General features: G+C 55.8%; 22 protein-coding genes and 1 pseudogene. 10 read left to right on the top strand and 13 right to left on the bottom strand.

Features of this window, described 5'->3' with window-relative positions; translation table 11 throughout:
- Positions 1 to 2 precede the first annotated feature (2 nt).
- Positions 3 to 983, top strand: coding sequence for a phosphate ABC transporter permease PstA (gene pstA / locus MLD66_RS06105; RefSeq protein WP_247216049.1), 981 nt, complete (start codon positions 3 to 5; stop codon positions 981 to 983).
- A 13-nt stretch (positions 984 to 996) separates the two neighbouring features.
- Here pstA and acnB read toward each other — a convergent pair whose 3' ends face one another.
- On the bottom strand, positions 997 to 3,513 hold the full coding sequence (acnB, locus tag MLD66_RS06100; RefSeq protein ID WP_339396932.1) for a bifunctional aconitate hydratase 2/2-methylisocitrate dehydratase: 2,517 nt from the start codon (positions 3,511 to 3,513) through the stop codon (positions 997 to 999).
- A 424-nt stretch (positions 3,514 to 3,937) separates the two neighbouring features.
- Between acnB and MLD66_RS06095 the strand changes: the two genes are divergently transcribed.
- From MLD66_RS06095 to MLD66_RS06075, 5 genes are read left to right on the top strand one after another with little or no spacing between them, the layout of a single operon-like run.
- On the top strand, positions 3,938 to 5,029 hold the full coding sequence (locus tag MLD66_RS06095; RefSeq protein WP_247216047.1) for a response regulator: 1,092 nt from the start codon (positions 3,938 to 3,940) through the stop codon (positions 5,027 to 5,029).
- Positions 5,030 to 5,410 carry a response regulator gene (locus MLD66_RS06090; protein WP_247216045.1) on the top strand — a complete coding sequence of 127 codons (381 nt, stop codon included), beginning with the start codon at positions 5,030 to 5,032 and terminating at the stop codon, positions 5,408 to 5,410.
- Positions 5,400 to 5,873, top strand: a complete 474-nt coding sequence (locus tag MLD66_RS06085; protein WP_247216043.1) for a chemotaxis protein CheW — start codon at positions 5,400 to 5,402, stop codon at positions 5,871 to 5,873. Before MLD66_RS06090 ends, MLD66_RS06085 begins: the two co-directional genes overlap by 11 nt.
- A 4-nt stretch (positions 5,874 to 5,877) precedes the next feature.
- Complete coding sequence (locus tag MLD66_RS06080; protein ID WP_247216041.1) at positions 5,878 to 8,517, top strand: methyl-accepting chemotaxis protein; 2,640 nt, start codon at positions 5,878 to 5,880, stop codon at positions 8,515 to 8,517.
- A gap of 17 nt (positions 8,518 to 8,534) precedes the next feature.
- Positions 8,535 to 11,027: a hybrid sensor histidine kinase/response regulator gene (locus MLD66_RS06075; RefSeq protein WP_247216039.1), complete on the top strand. Its 2,493-nt coding sequence runs from the start codon at positions 8,535 to 8,537 to the stop codon at positions 11,025 to 11,027.
- Here MLD66_RS06075 and MLD66_RS06070 read toward each other — a convergent pair.
- Positions 10,993 to 12,414 (bottom strand): annotated as a pseudogene (locus tag MLD66_RS06070) (cobaltochelatase subunit CobN); the annotation flags it as partial. The gene MLD66_RS06075 and the pseudogene MLD66_RS06070 sit on opposite strands and share 35 nt — an antisense overlap.
- 36 nt (positions 12,415 to 12,450) lie before the next feature.
- Positions 12,451 to 12,879, bottom strand: a complete 429-nt coding sequence (locus MLD66_RS06065) for a hypothetical protein (protein WP_247216037.1) — start codon at positions 12,877 to 12,879, stop codon at positions 12,451 to 12,453.
- A gap of 122 nt (positions 12,880 to 13,001) precedes the next feature.
- Between MLD66_RS06065 and MLD66_RS06060 the strand changes: the two genes are divergently transcribed.
- Complete coding sequence (locus tag MLD66_RS06060) at positions 13,002 to 14,321, top strand: S41 family peptidase (protein WP_247216035.1); 1,320 nt, start codon at positions 13,002 to 13,004, stop codon at positions 14,319 to 14,321.
- Here MLD66_RS06060 and psb28 read toward each other — a convergent pair.
- From psb28 to MLD66_RS06045, 3 genes are all read right to left on the bottom strand, one after another.
- On the bottom strand, positions 14,318 to 14,659 hold the full coding sequence (gene psb28, locus MLD66_RS06055; RefSeq protein WP_247216033.1) for a photosystem II reaction center protein Psb28: 342 nt from the start codon (positions 14,657 to 14,659) through the stop codon (positions 14,318 to 14,320). The genes MLD66_RS06060 and psb28 overlap by 4 nt on opposite strands.
- A gap of 24 nt (positions 14,660 to 14,683) precedes the next feature.
- Positions 14,684 to 15,160 carry a R3H domain-containing nucleic acid-binding protein gene (locus tag MLD66_RS06050; RefSeq protein ID WP_247216032.1) on the bottom strand — a complete coding sequence of 159 codons (477 nt, stop codon included), beginning with the start codon at positions 15,158 to 15,160 and terminating at the stop codon, positions 14,684 to 14,686.
- Positions 15,161 to 15,331: 171 nt separating this feature from the next.
- Complete coding sequence (locus MLD66_RS06045; protein ID WP_247216031.1) at positions 15,332 to 15,637, bottom strand: hypothetical protein; 306 nt, start codon at positions 15,635 to 15,637, stop codon at positions 15,332 to 15,334.
- Between the two features lie 56 nt (positions 15,638 to 15,693).
- Between MLD66_RS06045 and MLD66_RS06040 the strand changes: the two genes are divergently transcribed.
- Complete coding sequence (locus MLD66_RS06040; protein ID WP_247216030.1) at positions 15,694 to 16,530, top strand: sugar ABC transporter permease; 837 nt, start codon at positions 15,694 to 15,696, stop codon at positions 16,528 to 16,530.
- Between the two features lie 7 nt (positions 16,531 to 16,537).
- On the opposite strand, the gene MLD66_RS06035 is transcribed toward MLD66_RS06040, so the two are convergent.
- Genes MLD66_RS06035 through MLD66_RS06025 form a run of 3 tightly spaced genes read right to left on the bottom strand, consistent with a single transcriptional unit; the run spans position 16,538 to position 19,703 of the window.
- Positions 16,538 to 17,191 carry a hypothetical protein gene (locus MLD66_RS06035; RefSeq protein ID WP_247216029.1) on the bottom strand — a complete coding sequence of 218 codons (654 nt, stop codon included), beginning with the start codon at positions 17,189 to 17,191 and terminating at the stop codon, positions 16,538 to 16,540.
- A gap of 14 nt (positions 17,192 to 17,205) precedes the next feature.
- Positions 17,206 to 18,267, bottom strand: a complete 1,062-nt coding sequence (gene thrC / locus MLD66_RS06030; RefSeq protein ID WP_247216028.1) for a threonine synthase — start codon at positions 18,265 to 18,267, stop codon at positions 17,206 to 17,208.
- Entirely contained in the window at positions 18,267 to 19,703 is a 1,437-nt protein-coding gene (locus MLD66_RS06025) for a TldD/PmbA family protein (RefSeq protein WP_247216027.1), read from the bottom strand. The genes thrC and MLD66_RS06025 overlap by 1 nt, the downstream gene beginning before the upstream one ends.
- A gap of 80 nt (positions 19,704 to 19,783) precedes the next feature.
- On the opposite strand from MLD66_RS06025, the gene ndk reads away from it, so the two are divergent.
- Positions 19,784 to 20,236 (top strand): nucleoside-diphosphate kinase, encoded by a 453-nt coding sequence (ndk, locus tag MLD66_RS06020; protein ID WP_247216026.1) that lies wholly within the window; start codon positions 19,784 to 19,786, stop codon positions 20,234 to 20,236.
- Positions 20,237 to 20,266: 30 nt separating this feature from the next.
- Entirely contained in the window at positions 20,267 to 21,034 is a 768-nt protein-coding gene (gene tatC / locus MLD66_RS06015; RefSeq protein ID WP_247218999.1) for a twin-arginine translocase subunit TatC, read from the top strand.
- A 111-nt stretch (positions 21,035 to 21,145) separates the two neighbouring features.
- On the opposite strand, the gene MLD66_RS06010 is transcribed toward tatC, so the two are convergent.
- From MLD66_RS06010 to MLD66_RS05995, 4 genes are all read right to left on the bottom strand, one after another.
- Positions 21,146 to 21,982: a hypothetical protein gene (locus MLD66_RS06010; RefSeq protein ID WP_247216025.1), complete on the bottom strand. Its 837-nt coding sequence runs from the start codon at positions 21,980 to 21,982 to the stop codon at positions 21,146 to 21,148.
- Between the two features lies 1 nt (position 21,983).
- Positions 21,984 to 22,991: a DNA cytosine methyltransferase gene (locus MLD66_RS06005; RefSeq protein WP_247216024.1), complete on the bottom strand. Its 1,008-nt coding sequence runs from the start codon at positions 22,989 to 22,991 to the stop codon at positions 21,984 to 21,986.
- 123 nt (positions 22,992 to 23,114) lie between these two features.
- Positions 23,115 to 23,684: a carbonic anhydrase gene (locus MLD66_RS06000; RefSeq protein ID WP_247216023.1), complete on the bottom strand. Its 570-nt coding sequence runs from the start codon at positions 23,682 to 23,684 to the stop codon at positions 23,115 to 23,117.
- A 25-nt stretch (positions 23,685 to 23,709) separates the two neighbouring features.
- Entirely contained in the window at positions 23,710 to 24,729 is a 1,020-nt protein-coding gene (locus MLD66_RS05995; RefSeq protein WP_247216022.1) for a 2-oxoglutarate and iron-dependent oxygenase domain-containing protein, read from the bottom strand.
- Between the last annotated feature and the right edge of the window lie 186 nt (positions 24,730 to 24,915).

The following is a 24,915-nucleotide window of genomic DNA, read 5'->3' as shown; positions in this document are numbered from 1 at the left end:
TTATGACGGTTGACATTGTCCCGAGTGAGGTAAATTTCCGTTCTAACTATGACCGGCGCAAACTGGCCACCAATATTTTTATGGGCGTGGCCTTTTTTGCTACCATTTTCGGTCTCTTTTTCCTGGGTTTGCTCCTTTACGACGTATTTACCAAGGGTTTACCTTATTTCAATTGGCGGTTTGTGACCACATTCCCCTCCCGTAATCCTACCGATGCGGGGATTTTATCGGCGTTGGTGGGTTCGATTTGGCTGATGTTTTTGATCCCGTTTTTTGCCTTTCCTTTGGGGATCGGGGCGGCGATTTACATGGAAGAGTATGCGGATCGGGACCTTTGGCGCAACCGCATCTTGGAAATTAATATTTCTAACCTGGCCGGTGTGCCTTCGATCATTTATGGGTTGCTGGGGTTAGAGCTGTATGTGCGGATTTTGGAGCCTTTGACGAAGGGACGCACCTTGTTGGCGGGAGCCTTGACCTTGGCGACCCTGGTACTGCCGGTGGTGATTGTTTCTTCCCGGGAGGCAATCCGGGCGGTGCCGCGGGACATTCGGGAGGCGGCCTATGCGGTGGGCTGTACGAGGTGGCAAGCGATTTGGTATCACGTTTTGCCGATGGCGTTTGCGGGGATTTTGACGGGGACGATTTTGGCTCTCTCCCGGGCGATTGGGGAGACGGCACCCTTGATTACCCTGGGGGCGTTGACGTTTATTGCCTTTTTACCCCCTTGGCCGGTGACAACGGCGGTGAATGAGGAAGGGGTGGTGATTGTGGAGAAGGTGTCGGCGGGTCTTGGTTCTTTTATTCAAGCCTTACAAACTCCGTTCACGGCTCTGCCCATTCAGATTTTTAACTGGGCATCACGTCCCCAGGCGGAATTTCACGCCGTATCGGCGGCAGGAATTATTGTGTTGTTGTTGCTGTTGGTGGCCATGAATTCCGTCGCCATTTTGCTCCGGGCCCTGTTCCAGCAACGGAAGTAGTTGGGTGGATGGGTCAACCAGCGTGTGCCGCCATGCGGTCAAAGTTGAGATAGCGGTAAATATCCGCCGCCAAGGGGTCAATTTTTGCCGTGACAATCGCCTGATATTCCGCCAGGGTGGGGATGCGTCCCAGGAGGGCACAGACGGCGGCCAATTCCGCTGAACCTAAATAGACCCGGGCATGGTTCCCCATGCGGTTGTTGAAATTGCGGGTAGAGGTGGAAAACACCGTGGTATTGTCCGCCACTCGGGCCTGATTGCCCATGCACAGGGAACAGCCGGGCATTTCCAACCGGGCCCCCGCCGCCGCAAAAATGCTGTAGTACCCCTCTTCCCGTAACACCTGCTCATCCATCCGGGTGGGAGGGCAGACCCACAACCGCACCTTGACCTGCCCCGCTCCCTCCAGTACCTTGGCCGCCGCCCGGTAGTGGCCGATATTGGTCATGCAGGAACCGATAAATACCTCATCAATGGGGTCGCCCGCACATTCGCTCAGGGTTTTGATATTGTCCGGGTCGTTGGGAGCCGCCACCAAAGGTTCCCGAATCTCATCCAAATTCACCGCCAGGGTCGCCACGTACTCCGCATCCGGATCCGCCGTCAGCAATTGGGGGTTCGCCAACCAGGCCTGCATTTTCTCCATGCGCCGTTGCAATGTCCGCCGGTCCTCGTACCCCCGGCTGATCATATCCTGGATCAGCGCCACATTCGAGCGCAGGTATTCGCTCACCGTCGCCACCCCCAGGTGAATCGTACAGCCAGCACAGGAGCGTTCCGCCGTCGCATCCGTGAGTTCAAACGCCTGCTCCACCTGCAAATCCGGCAGTCCCTCCATCTCCATAATCCGCCCGGCAAAAATGTTGCGCTTATTCGCCTTGCCCAGGGTCAGGTATCCCGTCTGCAGTGCCACGTAGGGAATGGCATTGACAATATCCCGCAGGGTCACCCCCGGTTGCAACCGGCCCGTAAACCGCACCCGCACCGACTCCGGCATATTCAACGGCATGGAGCCAATCGCCGCCGCAAACGCCACCAACCCCGACCCCGCCGGGAAGGAAATCCCCAAGGGAAACCGGGTGTGGGAATCCCCGCCCGTGCCCACCGTATCCGGCAGAAGCATCCGGTTCAACCAGGAATGGATAATCCCATCCCCCGGCCGCAGGGCCACCCCGCCCCGGGTCGCAAAAAAATCCGGCAATTCCCGCTGGGTTTGAATGTCCACCGGCTTGGGATAGGCGGCCGTATGACAAAAACTCTGCAGTACCAAATCCGCACTAAACCCCAAACAGGCCAATTCCTTCAACTCATCCCGGGTCATCGGCCCCGTCGTATCCTGGGAACCCACAGTGGTCATCACCGGCTCACAGGCGGTCCCCGGCCGCACCCCCGCCACCCCACAGGCCCGCCCGACGATTTTCTGCGCCAGGGTAAAGCCCTTGCCCGTATCCGCCGGAAGCCTGGGGCGCACAAACCCCGGATGCGGCGGCAAGCCCAAACGACTGCGGGTTTTGTCCGTCAACCCCCGCCCGATCAACAGGGGAATCCGTCCCCCCGCCCGTACCTCATCCAACAACGTCTCCGGCTTTAAGCAAAATGTGGTAATGACATGACCCTGCTCATCCCGCAGTTCCCCCCGGTAGGGATAAATCCGGATCACCTGCCCGGTGGTCAACCCCGTCACGTCACACTCAATCGGCAACGCTCCCGCATCCTCGGCGGTATTGAAGAAAATGGGCGCAATCGTCCCCCCCAGGATCACCCCGCCCCGCCGCTTGTTCGGCACCCCCGGAATGTCCTCCCCAATGTGCCACAACAGGGAATTGATCGCCGATTTGCGAGACGAACCCGTGCCCACCACATCCCCCACAAACGCCACCGGCAGTCCCAACGCCTTCAGTTCCCGGATCGTGGCAATCGCCCCCGGTGCCCGGGTTTCCAGCATACTCAACGCATGGAGAGGAATATCCGGGCGGGTGGTGGCATGGACCGCCGGGGATAAATCATCGGTGTTAATCTCCCCCGGCACCTTGAAGACCCGCACCGTCACCACCTCCGGCACCGCTGGCTTGCGGGTAAACCAGGTGGCGGTCGCCCACGCCTCAATCACCCCCTGGGCATAGGGATTTTTCGGCGCCAATTCCCACACATCGTTGAACGCATCGTAAACCAGGGTGATTTGGGATAAAGCCTCCTGCGCCGCCTGTTGAATAGCCTCATCCGCACTTTGTAATAACTCAATTAATACCGGCACGTTATAGCCACCCACCATTTGCCCCAGCATCGCCACCGCTGTCAGGGGGGTAATTTGCGGGCTGGTGCGGCGTCCCTGGGCAATTTCCCCCAAAAATCCCGCCTTCACATAGGCCGCCTGGTCCACGCCGGGGGGCACCCGTTCCTGGAGTAACCAACGGTCGGTGGGGGTGCTGTCCGGGGTTTGCAACCGCTCGCAGAGGTCGGCAGTCTGGGCGGCATCCAAAGGTAACGGGGGAATGCCCAATTCTGTCCGTTGCTGGAGGTTCTGTGCCATCGGAACCTAGGGGGATGGATTTTTAGATTCTTAGTTTAGAGCAGAATGGCGGGGGTGCGTCGTTCCCGGTGAACAGTCTCCCCCTGCTCCGTTGCCAGCCGCTTCCAACAAATGAACATTTACCGAGTATTTACCTGAACTTAATATATTCTTAATCTTGGTTGATTATAATCATAAATTACTGCAAAACGCCGTATGGAATTTTAGACAAATTTTACTCTTGATAAAAGCGGGGAACCCTTGTCCCTTCAGGGGTTTTCCCCGGTGGAACTCTTTTGAGATAGTTTGATCTAGGATGATTGCCAGGGAGAGGGTTTACCGATGGGGATTATATGATTAAAATTGGAGTGAGTCACTCCTTGGTAAAATTCAGCCGAGTTTCATAATGGAATCCGGTCAGGAAGTTTCTGCAGTTAACCGACCTTTGACTGGGCATGTCACCCTCCACGACCCAGCCGACCCTTCCGTGCGGTGGGATGTGTATGCGGGGCCGGCGGGTAGCCGGTTGCATTATGCGGGCAGTAGCGTGGGGCGGGCGATCCGGTTCAACTGTTTGATGCCCTTGTTTTTTCCCAAGTTGAGTGACCTGGTTTTACCGCCGGGACAAGATGAGTACGAGTTTCTCTACCGGCAAACCCAGGCGGGGCGGCTGAATTTGGCGGATGTGCGGCAGATTTTACTGCGGTTGACCCAGGAGGGGTTGACCCATTTTTTGGTGTTGTCCCAGCACAAATCCCAGCAGATCAAGCGGGAGGAGCATCCCCGGATTCCCCTCAATCCGATTTTGTTGGCGGTGAATCTGGCGGATGTGGCCAAGTCGGTGCAAAACGAGGTAAAGACCTGGGCGGGGTTGCGCTACCGGGTGCCGTCTCCCTTTGCCCGGTTCCAGCTGGCACCCCAGCGGGTAAATCAGGTGTATGAGTTTTGGTCTGTTTGTCCCCGGGAGAGCTATCTGGCGAAATTGCCGCCCCCCCAGTTGCAACGGTGTGTGGAATTATTTACCCAGTCTGCCTGTGGCTACGATTTGGCACGGGAATTGAAGGTCAGTCCGGCGGTGGCGGTGCAGTGTTTTCTGCCGTTGGTGCAGCAGGGGATATTGCTGGTGCGGCCCTTTGAGGTGCCGGAGCCGCCCAAACCCCAAGGTCCGAAGGTGGCCTGTGTGGATGATAGTCCGGCGATTTTGACCAGTGTGACCCAGATTTTGCACAGTGGTGGCTACCAGGTGATTCCCATTGGGGAACCCAATCAGGTGATGGCGACGTTGGAGCGGGAAAAACCGGCGCTGGTGTTGTTAGACCTCTTGATGCCCGACCTGAATGGCTACGACCTGTGTAAACTGATCCGCCAGCATCCCGAATTGCGCCAGACACCGATTGTGTTTTTGACCGGCAAGGATGGGTTGGTGGACAAGATGCGGGCGAAGTTGTTGGGGGTGAAGGAATACCTGACCAAGCCGGTGGATGCGGAACAACTGCGCCGGTGTGTGCAACACGTCCTGTCCCAGGGGTCGGTGTAGATGATGGAAGCCCTGCCCCGGTTGGTGTTGGTGGTGGAAGATGTGGCGGCGGAGCAGAAGTTGATGGTGGCGCTGTTGCAACGGGCGGGGTACAAGGCGGTGGGGCAGTCCTCGGCGGAGGCGGCCTGGGGGTGGCTGGAAAGTCAAGGGTTGCCTGCTTTGGTGCTGGCGGATATTGGTCTGCCGGGGGAAAGTGGGTTGGATTTGTGCCGCCGTATCCGTGCCCATCCGGACTGGCGGAACCTGCCGGTGGTGATGTGCAGTTCCCGGAACCGGGAGGCGGATCGGTTTTGGGCGCAAAAACAGGGGGCGACGGACTATCTCACCAAACCCTACACGCCCCAACAGTTAATTACGATGGTGCAAAAATATGTCGGCTAGTGTGGTCAGGGCCCCGGTGAAGTATGTGGTGTTTCGCTTGGGGGGGGCGGTGCGGTTGGCCTTGCCCCAGATGGCGGTGCGGGAGGGGTTGGATATGGCCAGTGTGGTGGTGGCACCAATGCCGGGGGCGGCGGCGATGTTTCAGGGTATTGCCAACGTGCGGGGAAATTTCCTCTGGGTGCTGGATTTAGCCCGGCTGTTGCGCCAGTTGGAACCGGATTTGCCCTTGCCCGTGACCCCGCACCGGGAGGGGTTGGTCGTCCAGGGGGGGCAGAAGTCGGTGGTGGTGACCATCCAAGGCCGGGATGGGTTTTTGCCCTTGGCCCCTAGGGACATTCGACCCCTGCCCCATCTGCGCCATAAGCATTTATTCCCCGGCATGGTGCGCTGGGAGGGGCAACCGGTGGCCCTGCTCGACCCCACCGCTTTGTTTCAAGTTTTGCGTCAATCCTCCGTGAGGTAGCCTGATGGAACCATCCCCTTCCCCCACCCCTGAGTGGTCCACCACCAGTCCCGATGAGGTGCCCGGCACCCGTCCCCAACCCGAGACGGAGGCTGATCCCCTGTTGGAACTCTATCTCCAGGGTCAGGATGCCCGGGAGGCGGGGGATGTGGAGCGGGCACGGCGGCTTTGGCAGGAGGTGGTGGCCCAGGACCCGGAAGGTTCTTATGGGGTAGCGGCCCAGGCGGCTTTAGGGGAATTACCGCCCCCTTTGGTGATCGAACCGTTGCCGTCGGTGCGAACCCAACCCTGGTTACAGCCGGTGCGGTGGTGGCGGCGTACCCCATTTCGGACAAAATTGGCGGCTATTTTGCTCCTGTGGACGGCGGTGCCGGTGGTGGTGTTGACCCAAGCGCAGGTGCGTTCGGTGCGTCAGACGGTGGTTGATAAGTTTGAGGCCACCCTCGCCCAGGGCACCAACACCTTGCAGGAGGAGTATCTGGATTGGTTGTCCCAGGAATCCTTGGCGCAGGCACGGACAGTGGCGCAGTTATGGCAAACCAACCCGACCCTGATCGAGGAACCGAATCCTTTGCTCCAGACCCTTTTAAGCCGGGGGCTAGCGGCCAACGAGTCCCAATACCCGGAATTGACCAAGAATTTTCGTCTGATTTTAGACGGGCAGGGGCGGGTGCGCCAGCAGGCGGTGGTGTTGTCCCGGGAGGATTTTCGCACCTATCCCCAGATACTGGAGCCGGAGCAACCCCTACCTCCCTACGACACCCAGCGGGTGACCTTGCCCCCCAATCAGAACCTGGGGCAGTTGCCCTGGGTACAACGGGCGATGCAATCCCAAAAACCCGTGGCGGGGTTGGTGCTGATGCCTTTGGTACAGGCGCAAAAGTTGGGGCTGGCTCCCCAGGCCAAAATTCCCTTGCGTAACCGAGAAAGTTTATATGCCCAGGAATTGAACCGGGGGGTGGCGTTGGTGGCACTGGCGGCGCAACCGGTGGTACAGCGGGGGCAGGTGGTGGGGGTGGTGCTGGTGGGCAGTCTGCTCAACCGCAATCACTGGCTGGCGGATCAACTCCAACGGCTGTACGGCTTCCCGCTGGTGGGGATTTACGCCCGGGATATGCAGGTGGCCACCAATTTCCCGGATGATGACGGCAGTACCCGGGCCCTGGGCAGTTTGGCACCCCGGCCGGTGGCGGAAGCATTGCTGAAACAGGGGCAAAACGACCAATTGGCCACCCTGAGGGTTCCCGATACCACCGATGGGCAAAAGTATTTGGTGCGGTTCCAAGTCCTGCGGGATGTTAATGACCAACCCGTGGGGATGGTGGCGGTGGGGCAACCGGCTCAGGAATTGGAGCAATTGCTCTGGGAGCGCACCCGCAATACCTACCTGTTGGGGCTGGTGATTTTGCTCCTGGCCTGGGGGTTGGGGTTGGGGGCGGCGAATCTGTTGGCGGAGCCGGTGCGGCGGTTGGGGATTTACGCCCGTGCCCTGGGGCAAAATCCCCGTCAGCCACCCCTGACCCTCAACAGCCAGGATGAATTGGCCCTTTTGGCCCAGGAAATGAACCAGATGGCCGCCCAGGTCGCCGACCAGATGGACACCCTGCAACGGCAACAGCAGGAGGCGGAACAGGCCCGGATGCAATTGGAAGCGGATGTGATCCAACTGCTGATGGACATTGAGGGGGCGCAACAGGGGGATTTAACCGTGCGGGCCCAGACGGACAGGGGGCAAATTGCCGCCATTGCCGATGCGTTCAATGTCACCCTGGCCAGCCTGCGTACCCTGGTGGGGAATGTGCGGGCGACGACTGACCGGGTGGGCACCTTAGCGGGCCATTCGGAGGCCGCCGTGGTGGATTTAGCCCAGGCCGCCCAGTCCCAGGAGTTGGAACTCACCCAAGCCCTGGCCTTGGCCGCCGAAAACACCCAAGCCATCCAGACCATTGCCCAGCAGGCCGCCGAAGCCACCACCACGGCCCAGTCCTCCCTGGAGGCCGCCCAGGAAGGGCAACGGGCCATGGATGCCACCGCCAGTTTGTACGACCAGATTCGGGAGGCGGTGGGGAAAACCTCCAAAAAGGTCAAACATCTGGTCGGCTCCAGCCAGGAGATCAGCCAAGTGTTGGCGATTATTCAGGAAATCAGCGTGCAGACCAACCTGCTGTCGTTTAACGCCTCCTTGGAATCGGACCGGGCGGGGGAACACGGCCAGGGGTTTCGCCTGATTGCCGACGAAATTGGGCAGTTGGCCAACCTGGTGCGCAAGGAAACCGCCCGCATCGAAGCCCTGGTCCGCAATATTCAACAGGACACCGCCGATGTGTCCAACGCCATGGAAAGCAGTACCAGTGCGGTGGTGGAAGGTTCCCTCCTGGTACAAAAAACCCAACAGGTGTTGCAAAAACTCGCCGAACTATCGGGGCAGATGGCGGAATACCAGGAGGCCATCGCCAGCCAAACCCAGAGCCACTCCCGGGTTTCCAACCAGGTGCAAACCGCCATGGAAAACGTGGCCGCCATCGCCGCCACCACTTCGGGAGCCGCTCAGGAGGTGGGGGCCGCCCTCCAGGAACTCGGGGAAGAAGTCCACCAATTACAGCAATTTGTCCTGCAATTCCGCCTACAACACGATGCCCTTTAGTCCTGCCACCAGTGCCCATGAGCAGTGCCTTTGACAACGACACCCTCGCCAGCCTGATGGCCGAAGCCCGCCAGGGGTTTCTGGAGGAGGAAGCGCCCCAGTACCTGGACATCCTCCGCCAGGGGATCACGGCCCCCCAGTGGGACTACGAAAAACTGATGCGGGCCGCCCATACCCTCAAGGGCGGTGCCGGTACCTTCCAAATGCCGGCCTTACAAAAACTGGCACACCAGTTGGAGGATTTGCTGGAACTGATGGGGCAACGGCACGTCCCTGGGGGGGAACCCTTGGTGCGGCGGGGCGTGGAGGAACTGGCTTGGCTGTTGGATAACGTGGCACAGCCCGAGGTCACCGGCGACCCCCAGCTTTTGGAAGCCATTGCCCAGTTGGTGGCGCAGGAAAGCCAAACCCCCCCCAGCCCGGAGGAAGAACTGCGGGCCGCCCTCACCGGTGCCTTGGAGGACTGTCTCCAGGTGGCGCAAGGACGGTTACAGCAAGGGGATTTGGGGGCGGTCACGGAACTGCTGGAAAACTGCACCTTTTTGGCGGAAGAATTGCAATTGCCCTGGTTAACAACCGCCATCGCCCCCCTGCGGGACACCACCGACATTGCCACCGCCGAGCAGGTGATTGCCCAGATTCGCCGGGAACGGGATGAGGTTTTGGGCATTGCCCCGGTCGCCCCCCGCCCGGAACCGGAACCCGCCACGGTACTCACCCATGTGCGCTTACCCCTGAGAACCATTGAATTTCTCGCCAACACCGGCGGGGATTTACTGCTCTATCTGGAAAAACTCAGCGGTCAACAGGAGCAGGTGGAAGCCACCATCCGCCATCTGAAAGACCTGGTGCAGGGATTTGAACCGGTGCGGGAGCAGATGGACGAGGTGTACGAACAACTGGCTTTGCAATACCGAGCCACGGAAGGCACGGAATTTGACCCCCTGGAGATGGACCGTTTCAGTGCCCTGCACCAAACCCTCCAAGCCTGCCAGGAATTCGTCGCCCAGATCAGCGAAAACGCCGAGGATTTAGACCTGGTCACCCGCAGTGCCGCCCGGGAATTGGTGAGTTTGCGGCGCAATTTGAACCAAATCTACAGCGAATCCACCAAAGCCCGGTTGAACCCCTTCAGTACCCTCGCCAGCCCCTTTGCCGACAAAATCCACCGGTTGGGGCAACGGTATGGGAAACAGGTGCAATGCCGGATTGAGGGGGCGGAAGTCCTACTGGACCGGGTGCTGTTGGAGCAACTCAAAGGCCCCTTGACCCACCTGGTGAACAACGCCTTTGACCACGGCATCGAACCCCCCCAGGAACGCTTGGCACGGGGCAAATCCCCCACCGCCCAGATTTGGCTGTGCGCCCAGGTGCAGGGGAACCAAGCCCTGATCAGCATCCAGGACGATGGCCGGGGCGTGGATTTGGAACGGGTGTACCGCAAGGCCCAGGAGCGGGGGTTGACCCAGGCCGCTTTTGAGCAACTCAGCCCGCAGGAGCTTCTGGATTTTCTGTTTATGCCGGGGTTTTCCACCAGTGCCCAGGTCTCGGAACTCTCCGGGCGGGGGGTGGGTTTGGATGCAGTACGCACGGAAATCCGCCAGTTGGGGGGCATGGTAGAAATCGCCTCGACCCCTGGCCAAGGCACCCGCTTTACCCTGCGTTTGCCCCTGGCGGTGAGCCTCCTGCCCCTGCTGATCGTCCGTGCCCAGGGACGGCAGTTGGGCTTTTTGGCGGACAGCGTGCTGGACATTCTGCGGGAAGTCCCGGTGGAACGCAACTTTGACCACCCCTTGACCGTGACCTGGCAAGACCAGAATTTGCCCGTATATTTGCCGGAACATCTGCTGGCATACGCCGTTCCCCTGGAGCCCCCCCTGGCGCAGGCGATCCTGGTGTTGCGTGGCCCCCAGGAGCAACCCATCGGCCTGGTGGTGGACGAACTCAGCGAGGTGCGACAACGGATGGTGAAACGGGTGGAAGAAATTTTCCCCCTCCCTCCCTACTTCGTGGGGGCGGCCGTTCTGCCCTCGGGGGAATCCATCCCGGTACTGCTCCCCAGCCAAATGCGGCGACCGGGAGAAGCCGTGACCCAGACCCTGCTCCCCGTGGGAGAGGAACCCACCAGCCAACGCCCCACCATCCTCATCGCCGAAGATTCCGTCTATACCCGCCGGATTCTGTCTAGCGTGTTGGGGCAAGCGGGATACGAAATTTTAGCGTGCAGAGACGGGCAAGAAGCCTGGGAAGTTTTATTACATAATACTGATAAAGTTAAGCTGGTTTTGACGGATTTGGAAATGCCCCGCTTGAATGGGTTAGACCTGCTTCAGAGCATCCGGGAGCACCCCCAGGTCACCCGCTTGCCCGTGGTCATGCTCACCTCCCGCACCGGCGACCGCCACCGCACCAAGGCCAGCAGTTTGGGGGTCAACGGCTATCTGGGCAAACCCTGCAACCCCAGCGAACTCCTGGCTACGGTGGGGCAGTTTGTCCCCGTTGTTCAATGAGGGCTTCTGTTTCATGGATCAAATGGCGCAGGGCGGCTAATATCTTTGGGTCCGGGTTCGACCATTGGCCCCGCTGGTGTGCCTCCCACAACCGTTCCGCCATCCCCCGTAGGGCCCAGGGGTTCGCCTGGCGCAAAAACGCCTGCACCGCCGGGTCGAGCAGGTACGCTTGGGCCATGCCCGCATACATATAATCCCTGCCGCAGGCCGTGGTGGCATCGTAGGCAAACAGATAATCCACCGTAGCCGCCAATTCCAACGCCCCCTTGTACCCATGGCGCATCATCGCCTGAATCCATTTGGGGTTCACCACCCGGGAGCGATACACCCGCTGGATTTCCTCCTGGAGGGTGCGGATGTTCAGGTAAGGGGGGCGGCTGTGGTCCCCGTGATACAGGATGGGGTGCTGGCCGGTTAAACTGCGAATCGCCACGCTCAACCCCCCCTGAAATTGGTAATAATCATCCGAATCCAAAATGTCATGCTCCCGATTGTCCTGGTTATGCAAGACAATTTGCGTATTTTGTAACCGTTGGATCAGCGCCTCTCGGGCCGGTTCACCCCAGGTTGAGCCGGTATAACCATAGCCACTCCAATTGAGAAAAGCCGTCGCCAAATCCGCAGGGGTTTCCCAATTTTGGGCGGCAATCAATCCCTGCAGTCCCGCCCCGTAGCTCCCCGGTTTGGGGCCAAATACCCGCAGGTACACCTGTTCCGGGGGCAATCCCATCCCCTGCACCCCTACCAAAGGATTCTCCTGGGGGGACTCGGGCAACTGGGCCACCGCCCGCACCGCCTGGTCAAACAAATCCAACAGGTGGGGAAAACTATCCCGAAAGAACCCCGACACCCGCAGGGTCACATCCACCCGGGGGCGACCCAGGAACTCCAGGGGCAAAATCTCAAAATCCACCACCCGACGGCTCGGCCCAGCCCACACCGGGCGCACCCCCAACAGTGCCAGGGCTTCCGCAAAATCCTCCCCCCCCGTCCGCAACGTCGCCGTTCCCCACACGGACAGGGCTAGGGTGCGGGGGTATTCCCCCTGGTCTTGGGTATAGCGGTCAATCACCGCCTGCGCCCCCCGTTGCCCCACCTGCCAAGCGGTTTCCGTGGGAATCGCCCGCCCATCCACCCCGTAAAAATTCCGTCCCGTGGGCAGTACCTCTGGCCGGCCCCGGGTGGGTGCCCCCGCTGGCCCACTGGGCACATAATGCCCCTGTAACCCCCGCAAGAGATGGGTCAATTCCTGGGGCGTTTGCCGTACCCGGGGCAAAAGGGTGGTTTTCACCCAATCCAAAACCCGTTGGGCCTGGGGGCCTGGGGGTGGGTCGTAGGGTGCGCCGGCCAAGAGTTGCCCCACCCAGACGGCGGCCTGGGTTTCCAAAGCAGTAATTTGTTCCCGACGGCCAGCGGGCATGGGTTACGCCTGTTCCTCTTCCGGCGGCGATTCCGGTTCCTGCTCCAGGGCATGGTTCAACCGGCGGATATATTCCTCAAAGGCCTGTTTCACCATCCATTCCGGGGCACTGGCTTCCTGGAGTTGTTGCCAAAACGGGCGGCTCATCAGGGTAATCAAATGGTCACAGCGGCCTTGCAACCCGTCCTGTTGGGAATCAATATGCTCTAACCCCTGCTCCAGGCGGTCCCAGCGTCCCTCCAAATTGTCCCAGATTTCCCGGATCAGCTTAGACAATTCCCGAATGCAATTGTGGGCATCTTCCACCTGCTGAATCAGCAACTCCACCTGGTGGGTGAGCGCCTGGTTGTCGTGGGCGAGACGCTCAACAATATCCAAAATGCGCCCCAGATTTTCCGGGGTGACTTCCAAGGGTCGGGACGGGGGACTCATGGCAAGCGAATAGAGTAGGTAACGCCATTTTAACCTGAAGTGAAAAGAAGTGAAAAATGGGGCGACTCCCAAAAATATGGGTTACATTAAAAAGAATTCTTTGTGAGTACAGTGGGTGGGCTATGGATAGAACCAAACAACCAATCAAACCATCATGGATAGGGCTATGGCTAGGGCTAACCACCGTCGGGCTGGCCATGCCCTTGGGGGCCCAAACCCCCCTGGAAAACAGCCCCAAAGGGATTTTGGATGAGGCGTGGCAGATCATCAACACCCACTACGTGGACCCCAAATTCAACCGGGTGAATTGGCAACAGGTGCGGCAGGATTTGCTGACAAAGGAATATAGCACCACCGCCCAGGCCTACGCCGCCTTACGGGCAGAAATTAGCAAACTGGGCGACCCCTACACCCGCTTTCTCGACCCCCAGGAATTTCAAGCCCTGGCCAACCAAACGGCGGGGGAGTTTTCCGGGGTGGGGGTACGGTTAAAACTGGATGAAGAACGGGAAGAAAAACGCATTCTCATCGCCGATGTGGTGGAAAATTCCCCGGCGGCTAAAGCGGGGATTCGCCCTGGGGATGAATTGGTCTCCGTAGCCGGTCGCAGTGCCAAGGGCATGACCCTGGAGGATGCCAGCAAGCTGATCCGGGGTCCCGTGGGAACTGTATTACGGCTGGAAATTCGCCGAGCCAACGAAACCATCCCCCTCCAGGTCACCCGGGCGTGGATTGAAACCAAAATCGTGGATTATGCGCTGAAAAAGGAGCAGGGGCGTGCCATTGGCTTAATTCGCCTCCAGGGATTCAACGCCCACGCCACGGAACAAATGCGGCAGGCGATCCAATCCCTACAACGGCAGGGTGCCCAAGCCTACGTCCTGGATTTACGGGGCAATCCCGGCGGACTGCTCAGTTCCAGCATCGAAATTACCCGCATGTGGCTGGATCGGGGACGGATCGTCAGCACCGTGGGGCGGCAAGGGGAGCGGGAAGTCTTCAATGCCAATGGTACCGCCTTTGCCCGGGAACCCCTCGCCATCCTGGTGGATCACCAATCCGCCAGTGCCAGTGAAATCGTGGCGGGTGCCTTGCAGGACCACAAACGGGCGGTGGTGGTGGGCAGTCCCACCTTTGGCAAAGCCCTGGTGCAATCCGTGCATCGCCTCAGTGACGGTTCCGGTCTGGCGGTCACCATTGCCCACTACTACACCCCCTCCGGTCGGGACATCGCCCGCAAAGGCATTAGCCCCAACGTCACCGTGGAAATTTCCCGGGCCCAACGGCAAGCCCTCGCCCAACGCCCAGCGGACACCACGATGAGCCGGGACCCCGCCTACGCCCGTGCCGTGGAACTATTGACCAAAACCACCGCCGGTACCCCACCCAAACCCGCCAGCAACCAAAGCCGCACTCCCCAACCGGGGCGCAATCCTGGCTAGGCTTTGCTAAATTCCAACCCCATATCCCGGGCGTACCGTTCCATAAAACGCATAAACCGGTCCCACTCTTCGGGGGAACGCATGATGTAACGGGCTTCAATCGCCTGGGGTTTCCCATTCAAGAACCGAGCGTTCACATCCCGGGTCACCAACTCCCCCTCATCATCCACCAGGTACATCCCGGTAATGTCGCCAATACTGGCATCCGCCCGGTCAAACGCCCGTGGCTGGTCAAAGCGGAACCGTGCCGTCCCATTCGTGCCATCCTTCGCCCGGGTCAGGTACACTTCGGGCACCGTTTCTTCGTCCAACCCCCGGATAAACTGAATAGAAGCCATAACCACCTACAAAAAACCGTTTGTTTAGCTTAGCGTGTTGGTTTTGGGTAAGACCACCAGATACCGCTCCGGTTCTTGACCCCGGCTGACCGTTTCCAAGTCCGGGTACTGCTGGAAGAGGGTATGCACCTGACGACGTTCAGCGGCGGAGAGGTTGGGGATGGCGACTTCCTGCCCCGTAGAACGCACCTGGGCGGCGACTTGACTGACGAGATTTGCCAATTCCTGCTGGCGTTTTGCCCGATACCCAGCCAGTTCGATGGTAAAGGGAAATTGCTCCTCCGGCGGCAGATGCAGATTCAGATTCACATTTGCCAAATACTGCAGGGCATCCAACACCGTCCCTTGGTCGCCCAGGAGCGCATTGACCATTGGGGGGTCTTGGGTGTCAATCACCAGCCATTGCCGTTGGGGGTCAAGGGTCACCGATGCCGGTATCCCCATCAATTTCAGAACCTCCTGGAGCCACGCCTGCCCACGGGTTAATTGTTCGATTGCCATTGGATTTCCACAAGCATATTCACTTGATTATTATGCCCTGGAATGGGTACATCAGGGGTTGCCTGGATTGAGAAAGCGCTTGAGCAGAACCAGGGAATCAGCCTGTGTATAATTAGGGGAAAACCGCTTACTGAGTAATTCCATCTTTTTATGTTGGTATTTTGGGCAACTCTATTTATTTGCACCCATTGAAGGTGATCTGGCTAAAATGCCTATGTTATCGAAAACCAACCCCTGCGACCGATTTTTAGAGATACCCTTAAAAAGTTGATCCGTTTGATTTTTGAACGTATGTCCCCAAAAACTGGAATAAAAGACTGGTATGGGGATGTTATCCGCTTCGTCATTCTTCTTGCTGGTTTCTTCTGCCACCGCATTGTGATTGGCTTTGGCTTCTAGGATCAAATCTTTGACTTTCTTCTTAAATCGATCCCCATAACCGGCATTTTGAGGTGCCCCTGCGACCCCTGTTCTCAATTCAGTGAGGATGGCTGTAACTATAATACTGTAAAAGTCTCGATAGAATTTCCCCCATGAATCTACCCCGCTGGCTCACCGGATTAATGCTATTTCCCGCTCTGGCGATCCTGGGATTATTTTCATTTTGGCCGATGGTTTATCTGTTGGGTTTAAGTTTTACCCAGGGAACATTGACCCGTTTCGGTTCCCATTGGGTTGGCTTAGAAAATTATGTGCGTTTGTTCACAGATACGGACTTTTGGCAAGTCTTGACCAACACCACTATTTTCACAGTGGGCACAGTCATTCCGGCGATAATTATACCCTTGGTTTTAGCGGTTTTATTAAATCAAGGAATTTGGGCGCAGGGACTATGGCGATTGCTTTATTTTTTACCTTCGATTATCTCCCTGGTCGCCGCTGGGTTAGCCTTTCGGTGGTTATTGCAAACCCAAGGCCCAGTGAATCAACTGTTGGGCCTCTCTATCCCCTGGCTGAGTGAACCAGGCAGTGCGATGTTGGCTTTAATTATGGTCAGTGTTTGGCATCAAATTGGCTTTAATTTGGTGGTTTTTTTAGCTGGTTTACAAACAATTCCCCCCACCCAATATGAGGCGGCTTGCTTAGATGGAGCCAATGCTTGGCAACAATTTTGGTATATTACAATTCCGAATCTGCGACCCACGTTAATTTTGGTAGCCATCACCACCACCCTATTCACGTTACGCAGTTTTGAACCGGTTTATGTGATGACCGGGGGTGGGCCTTTGAATCGCACCAATATCCTGGTTTACTATGTTTATGACCAGGCGTTTAATCAATTTGATTTAGGCTATGCCGCCGCCGCCGCTGTGGTGCTATTTACCTTGGTTTTTGGTCTGTTGATTTGGCGTTTACAGAATCTCCGTTAGGATATGCTCAGCGAAGTACGTGCAGATAATATTGCCACAATAAACGAGCCGCCACCGCCCGCCAGGGTCGCCAGGATGTAATGATTGCCTGCCGTTCTTTTTCCTGAGATTTATCGGGCAAACCATACAGTTGATTGAGGCTGACCACGAGGGCTAAATCTCCCGTCGGCCAAACATCAGGACGGGCGAGTGCCATGAGTGAATAAATGTTCGCCGTCCAGGTGCCAATGCCCCGAATTTGGGTTAATTGTTGATATACGAGTTCATCATCGCAAGCCATTAATGCCTCTAAATCAAGGGTTTTTGCTTCCAAAGCCCTCGCTAAATGACATAGATAATTGCTTTTTTGCCGACTGATGCCACAGGCACGCCACTGCTCAGGGGTTAAGGTTAATAAGCTTTGGGGAGATAAGGGCTGACAGATATGTTGTAAGCGGTTAAACGTAGCCTGGGCGGACTTGAGAGAAACCTGTTGCTCCAGAATAATTTGCACGAGGGTAGCAAGTCCCGGTGGTCGCAACCAAAGGGGTGGGGTTGGCACCTGCTCGTACACCTGCGCTAACACCCGGTCCCGCCGAGTTAGTACCCTGACCCCCTCGGCAAGAGTCTCCCGATTGATGGTCAGCCGGTGCCCTGAGACCTGGGTTACCTGTAATGGCATTGTAATTATTTCACCTACCCCAATAACCCCATTGCCTGCGCCAAAATATCCCGCTCCGGCGGAATCCCTTGCGAGAGTTGTTGTTGTCCCCGGGCAATGGCACTGTCCGGGTCCTTGAGACCGTTCCCCGTCAGTACACAGACGATGCGTATTCCTTCGGGAATCTGGTCTTGGATGTGAAATAAACCGGCAATGGAGGCGGCACTGGCGGGTTCGCAAAAAATCCCTTCTTCCTGGGCTAACAGTTGATAGGCGGTTAAAATTTCCTGGTCACTGACGGCATAAAAACCCCCTTGGCTCGCCTCTTGAACGGCAATCGCATTCTGCCAATTGACCGGGTTGCCAATCCGAATCGCCGTCGCCACGGTTTCCGGTTTCGGCACCGGTTGATTGTGGACAATGGGGGCGGCACCAGCGGCTTGAAAACCAAACATCCGGGGCAATTGTTGGGATTTACCCTGCTGAAAATACTGACAAAATCCCATCCAATAGGCGGTAATATTCCCCGCATTACCCACAGGAATACAGAGCCAATCGGGAGCATTGCCCAGTTGATCCACCACTTCAAAAGCGGCTGTTTTTTGCCCTTCCAAACGATAAGGGTTTAAGGAATTAACTAAGGTAATGGGATATTTTTCGGCTAACTCCCGCACCAAGGCTAATGCCTGGTCAAAATTGCCTTGGATTGCCAATACTTGCGCCCCGTACATCAGGGCTTGGGCTAACTTCCCCAGGGCAACATACCCATCGGGGATCAACACAAACGCCTTCATTCCGGCTCGACGGGCATAGGCGGCGGCAGCGGCAGAGGTATTCCCCGTGCTGGCACAAATGACAGCAGTGGCTCCCTGCTCTTTGGCTTTACTAATTGCCATCGTCATCCCCCGATCCTTGAAGCTTCCGGTGGGATTTAGCCCATCGTATTTCACCCAGACCTGCACATTTTTTTTGCCGAGATAACTGGCGATTTTGGGTACGGGAATCAGGGGGGTATTGCCCTCATAAAGGGTGACAATTGGTGTCTTTTCGGTGACGGGTAAATACTCCTGGTAATGCTGAATTAAACCCTGCCACATTACCCACCTCCAAAAACTTCCACGTTGGCAAAGACCGCTACGGGCGAACCATGCCCCACCCGAATGGCTTGGTTGGGTTCCCCTTTGCCACAGTAGGGAGAGCCGTACATTTCCCAGGTTTCTGCCCCCCCTAAGCGGACTAAATTGCGCCAAAATTCGGAACTGACACCCCGATAATTGGGATTTTTCAGCACTTTGGTGAGTTGACCATTTTCAATTAAGCGGGCATATTCACAACCGAATTGAAATTTACGCCGGTAATCATCAATAGACCAGGAACGGTTCGATTCCATGTAGATGCCTTGTTCAATATCCCGGATCACATCCTGAAAAGTGCCAGTTCCGGGTTCTAAATTCAGGTTTGCCATGCGGTCAATGGGGGGACGGTTCCAAGAGCAGGCACGTCCGCAAGCCACCCCTGGCACCCCTGAGCGTTTTTGACTTTCTAAACTTCCCAAACCCCGCACCAAAATCCCATTTTTGATTAAATACTCCCGTTGCGCCCTCACCCCCGTATCGTCCACCGCATAGCTGGCAAATTCCCCCGGTACGGTGGGGTCAAAGGTGATGTTCATCAGGGGCGAACCGTACTGCAAATGTCCAAAATCATTCAACGTGACAAAGCTCCACCCGGCGTAGTTGCGCTCATCGCCCAAAATCCGGTCTAACTCCAAGGGATGCCCGACACTTTCATGGATTTGTAATAACATTTGATCCGGAGCCAATACCAAATGGGTACGCATTTCCGGGCAATTTTCCGCCCGCACCAATTCCAGGGCTTGCTCCCCAATCCGCTGCACCCGCTCCCACAGGTCATCCGTGAGCAACCATTCCAGCCCCCCCTGGTAACAACGGGCGAGCATCCCGTGATCACTGCGGGTTTGTACCTCGGTTCCCACTTGGGCAGTGGCGGCAAAATGATTGCTGATATAATGCTTTTGTTGATACCAATCCGCACCATTTGTACTCACAAACCAGGTTTCTGACTCCGTGCTGGCTAAACTGGCTTTTGTACAGACAATTTCATCGCTAACTTTGAGGGTTTGGCACACCTTCACCAGCAGTTCGGTCAATTCTTTGGTACTTACATTGCGCTGAGATTGTTCTACTGGGGTGAGGTAATGTCCCTGCGCTGGCGGTCGGTCGGCAACGGCATGGGTACGGGGGGTCAGGGATTTCGCTTGCTCGTAGGCGAGGGTGGCGGCTTGGCGAATCCCGTCCGGGGTAATTTGGGGGGTGGCGCAGTAGCTGAGAGTTCCCTGGACACTGACCTCGACCATGGCGCCCCAGGTGGTCTCCCGTCCATGTCCCTGGGGGTGTCCGTCCCGGAGATGGTGGCTGTGGGTGGTTTCCCGCACCAGGCGCAGACCGATCCAGTCGGCGGGCACATCAATCGCATTGAATAAAGCTGTGGGGTTCATGGCACCGTGACGCATCTGTCCTAATCTAGCTTAGCTGGGGCTTCCGCTTGGAACCAACTTGGATACAATTCAAAAGGTAATGTGCGAGGCAGGGTATGGAACGGACATTTTTGGCGATTAAGCCGGATGGGGTGCAACGGGGATTGGTGGGGGAAATTATCCGCCGGTTGGAAGCCAAAGGGTTTACCTTGGTGGGGCTGAAATTGATGCGGGTCTCGAAAGAATTGGCGGAAAAGCATTACGATGTGCATCGGGAACGTCCTTTCTTCCCCGGTTTAGTGGCGTTTATCACTTCGGGTCCCGTGGTGGCAATGGTCTGGGAAGGGGAGGGGGTGGTAGCGGCTGCCCGGAAAATGATTGGGGCAACCAACCCGCTCACGGCGGAACCCGGCACGATTCGGGGGGATTTTGGCATCAGCATTGGGCGGAATTTGATCCACGGTTCCGATGCAATTGAAACGGCGCAACGGGAAATTAGCCTGTGGTTTGGGAATGAGGAATTGGTGCCCTGGCAACCGGCGAGCTTCCCCTGGTTGGTAGAATCGTAGGTATATTGTGTTATTTTTTGCGTTTTGCCCATGCCTCCTGACCCCATCACGCCGGTTTTAGAGGCGGACGTTGACCCCCTCGACGAGACCCCCGATGATGTGGAAATGTCCCTGTTTGACCACCTGGAAGAACTGCGCCAGCGGATTTTTTGGGCATTGGCGGCTTTTGGGGTGGCGACGGTGGGCTGTTTTATCGGCGTGAAGCCCCTAGTACGGTTTTTAGAAGCTCCCGCTGGACCGGTGAAATTTCTCCAGATGGCGCCGGGGGAATTTTTCTTTGTGTCTTTGAAGGTGGCGGCATACAGTGGCTTGATTCTCAGTAGCCCGATGATTTTGTATCAAATCATTGCGTTTGTATTACCGGGTTTGACCCGGCGGGAACGGCGGATTTTGGCGCCGGTGGTGTTTGGTTCCAGCATTTTATTTATTTTGGGGTTAGCCTTTGCCTATGGGGTGTTGGTGCCAGCGGCGTTGAAATTTTTCTTGAATTACGGTGCGGATGTGGTGGAACCCCTGTGGTCGATTGAGCGTTATTTTGAATTTATTTTGATCTTATTATTAGGCACGGGTCTGGCGTTTCAAATTCCGGTCATTCAGTTTATTTTAAGTGCATTGGGGTTGGTTTCCCCCCGGCAAATGTTGGCGGGTTGGCGGTATGTGGTACTGGCGGCGGTGGTGATTGGGGCGATTTTAACTCCTTCTACGGACCCCTTGACGCAAATCCTTTTGGCGGGAGCCATTGCCGGATTATACCTGGGTGGGATCGGGGTGGCGGTGCTGGTGATGCCTAACCGTTAGACACGTCTCCAAGGTTAAAAAATGCAGTAGCAGGTAACATTAAACATCGACTGAAAGCTTTTGTACACTCCGCACTAACCCAATGTAACTGGCTTTCATATACCTCCTTAATTACCAATTAGGGGAGCTATGAACCCAATCTACAAGGTCTACAAGATGAGCTAAATCTCCGTTGTGGTTTACCACCGTTGTAGCCAAGGGTTTATGTAGATGGACAAGACAGTCAACGTCAGCCGATGGCGATACTGGTTTGGTTTGGTCTACCACTTTTTTAAGGCGTGCAGGGTTCATCTCTGCCGTTATGCCAAAGTAGTGAATGTTAGGATAAATTTGCTTTGCAACAGGCATATAAGCTCTGGCTTCTTCAAGTATGTCAACTCGATCATGTCGATAAGTCCATCGAGTCGAACAGAGAGCAACTGGAAGACCATCACGATATGCAACAATGTCTATTCTGGGATTTTTAGAGCGAAGATTAAATTGATTTCCCGGAAATAGAATATAGGGATTGACTTCTTCTTCTACTGTGATTTGAGGATCACCGTATCGTGCTAGAGTCTCTGCAACAATAGAACGAAAAGCATGACCCCTAGGGTTTTGGGGCTGTATAGATAATGTTTTCAAAAACTTACCAAGATAACTACATAGATCGTGCCTGGGAATCTTCAGTTTCCGGGCTATGTAATCACCAACAAGCGTTGATTCTTGTAGAGCTTTATTTGGGCTACCATTAGCTAACAATTTATAGTCATTTCTTTCACGTAAAACAGGTTGATTGTAATACTGAGCCCAAGTTTTTCTTAGCTCGTCCCATATTTCACAAGTCATAAGCTGCTTAGAAACGGCAAGCCATGCCTCATTGAGTCCCCATTTGTTGCTAGTTAAGTCATTTATGAATGCCTGCACAGCCGTATTTGCATTTAGATTATTTGTAGGTATACGTGGCATATTAACTAGACCTAGAATTAACTGCAAAAACTTTTTTGGTTGTTGTAAGCACTCTAAATAATTCTCTTCCTACCGATGCCGCTACAGGTGGAGGAAAAGCATTTGCAACTTGTCTATATGTAGCTGTTTTTTTACCTGAAAACAACCAGTGATTAGGAAATCCTTGAAGCCGAGCGCACATTCTAACCGTTAAACATGGATCACCCTTAAAGTCAGGCTGAGGGGCTGACTGCGCTATTAAATGTCCATTAACTCCTAAAGATGCCCATGCTTTCTTAGCTCTTGTAGGACCGAGATCGGGACCACCATGTTTTTTGCTACCTCCAACCAAGGTAGGTGCAATTCTATTAGCTTTTTGTCTCCATTCATCAACTTGTTTCCAGCCATTCTCAGCCATTAAGTCATAAAGAGTTTCACCGACAGTAGGAAGTGTAATTTCCATAGGATAAGGCCACGAAAAATCTGATGCCAAGTTTTTCTCAAGCGCAACTAACACAACACGAGGTCGTAACTGGGAAACCCCGTAGTCACAGGCATTTAATAGCTTCCAAGCACAGGTATAGCCCATTTTGCGAAGTTTCTCTTGAAACTCAAATCTAAAATCATCAAATCTAGGTTCGAGTAAACCAGGAACATTCTCGATCATGATTCCTCTGGGCTTTAACTCATTTATGATTTCTAGTGTTGCCGGAAAAAGATTTCTTTCATCATCAGAACCAAGTTGTTTACCTGCCTTTGAAAATGGTGGGCAAGGTAAACCTGCTGCTAGTAAATCAACACCTTCAAAGGGTTTTGGATTCCATGTTCTTATATCTTCTAAATAAACATTGGCTTCCTTAAAGTTTCCTTTGAGTGTTGCTACACAATTTTGATCATCATCAACAAGAGCAAGAGGTTGAAAACCCACTGAGTGTAATCCTAATGCTTGTCCACCAGCCCCAGCACACAGTTCAACAACCGTCAGGGATGTGGAATTTTTTAAAAAAGGAAGAACCAGTTGCTCTGTCATAGGAGGCTATTTTAGCCACATCATATATTGGGTCTCAGTATACAACCAGAACAGGGGTACAGGCACGGCGGATAGCTTAAAACACTGTCCCAACAGATAACCTAAGGCCAGCTAACAAGCTATTCAAATCAAACTCACCAAACCGGTTTTTAGGTCATAACAGCCGCCCACTACCAAGAGGTTCCCTGCCGCCACTGCCTTTTTGATCACCTCTGAGATCAGGAGTCGCTTCACCTGCACCTGGACATTGTGCCGAACCGCATGGGCAATCAAATCCCCCTGTTGCTGGCGAGCCAATTCCATCGCCGGACGCAGACCAAAGAACAGGGCTTCGATAATTCCTGGCGCTTCCGCCCCCTGCAATGCCGCCGTGACCGCCCCACAGCGTTCGTGCCCCAGGACTAGCACCACCTTGGCTTGCAGCATCGCCACCGCATATTCCACGCTGGCAATGTCCTCCAGGTTGGCTTGATTGCCCGCATTGCGAATCACAAACAGGTCGCCAATCCCCTGGTCAAAAATCACCTCCGGGGGCACCCGGGAATCCGCACAGCCCAGGATCACCACCGAGGGGGTTTGGTGCGCCGCCACCGCCTGTACCCGCAATAAATCATGGTGCGGGTTCACCGGACGGGAGGTGCTGAACCGCCGATTGCCCGCCAGTAACTCGTTTAACACACGCTCTGGGGTCACAGGCACACCCTGGGGGACTCCCAAATTATACTGGGGGGGCGACGCCAATTTCCTGCAACCGTTGGTGGAGGTAGTGCGCCGCCGTGATGGAGCCAAACCGAGCCATACCCCCGGTGCGGGCAATGCAGGTGGGCAGGGGGGTTAACGCCACTTCCGGGCGGGGATGGACAAAAAAGGGCATGGAATAGCGGGATTCATTGGCACCCATGGGGTTAACGACCCGGTGGGTGGTACTGCGAAACAAGCCGTTGGTCAACCATTGCAACATATCGCCGCTATCCACCACGATCCCCTCCGGGAGCACGGGCACCGGCAACCACGTCCCGTCCCGTTGCAACAGTTCCAAACCCGCCGCCGTCGCCCCACACAGCAGGGTGATCAAATTAATATCCTCATGGGGAGCTGCCCGCACCGCCCCAGGGGGCACATCCGCCGGTACAGGGGGATAATGGATCAACCGCAGAATCGTGTCTCCCCCCTCGACCAACCCCGGCAAAAAGTCCGCGGGCGCATCCAGGTAGAGGGAAGCCGCTTGGAGGAGATGCAGGGCGCATTCATCCAAGGCGTGATACAGACGGGTCAACAGGGGGGCAAATTCCGGCAATGCCTGGGGATAGAGGTTATCCCGGCGACCAATGTGCCAAAACTCCTTCAAATCCGGTACAGGAGAATCCTTGGCGTGTTCTTTGCCAAAGGAAACATACCCCCGTTGACCATGCAGTTCCGGCTTTTCGTACTGCTGTTTTTGCGCCAAGGGTAGGGCAAACAGGGCGTGAACTTGGGCATAGGCTCGGCTGAGAATCTCGGTGCCAATGCCGTGATTGACCAGAATGAAAAAACCCGTATGCTCCAGAGCTTGACCCATCCCCTGGATGAATTCCTGCCGTTGCGCCGGGGTGCCCTGGGTAAAATCCTGTAAATCCAGGACAGGGACAGGGGGGGCGACCATCATGGCTGGGGTGAACGTAAATTCTTGCCATTTCCATAACAATTTCCATAGCCATCTTAACTGAGTAGGACTACGCCAGAGTTTCGCTGTGAGCATAGGGGTTGCAGGCACCGCCCCCGTCTTTCGTTCTGGAGGATTTCGGTTCGTTAAATGCCTCTGGCGTGCAAGTTAACCAGATTTTTTATGGCAACTTCCGGATAGGGAAGGTTTTCCGCCCATTTTCTTAAAATTTCTTAAAATTTAGCGACAAATTCCCCTGCTTCGATCCTAGACAAGTCCAGC

The sequence above is a fragment of the Synechococcus sp. C9 genome, assembly GCF_022984075.1.
Classification (GTDB): Bacteria; Cyanobacteriota; Cyanobacteriia; order Gloeomargaritales; family Gloeomargaritaceae; genus Gloeomargarita.
This window is presented reverse-complemented; position numbering and strand designations above follow the sequence as displayed.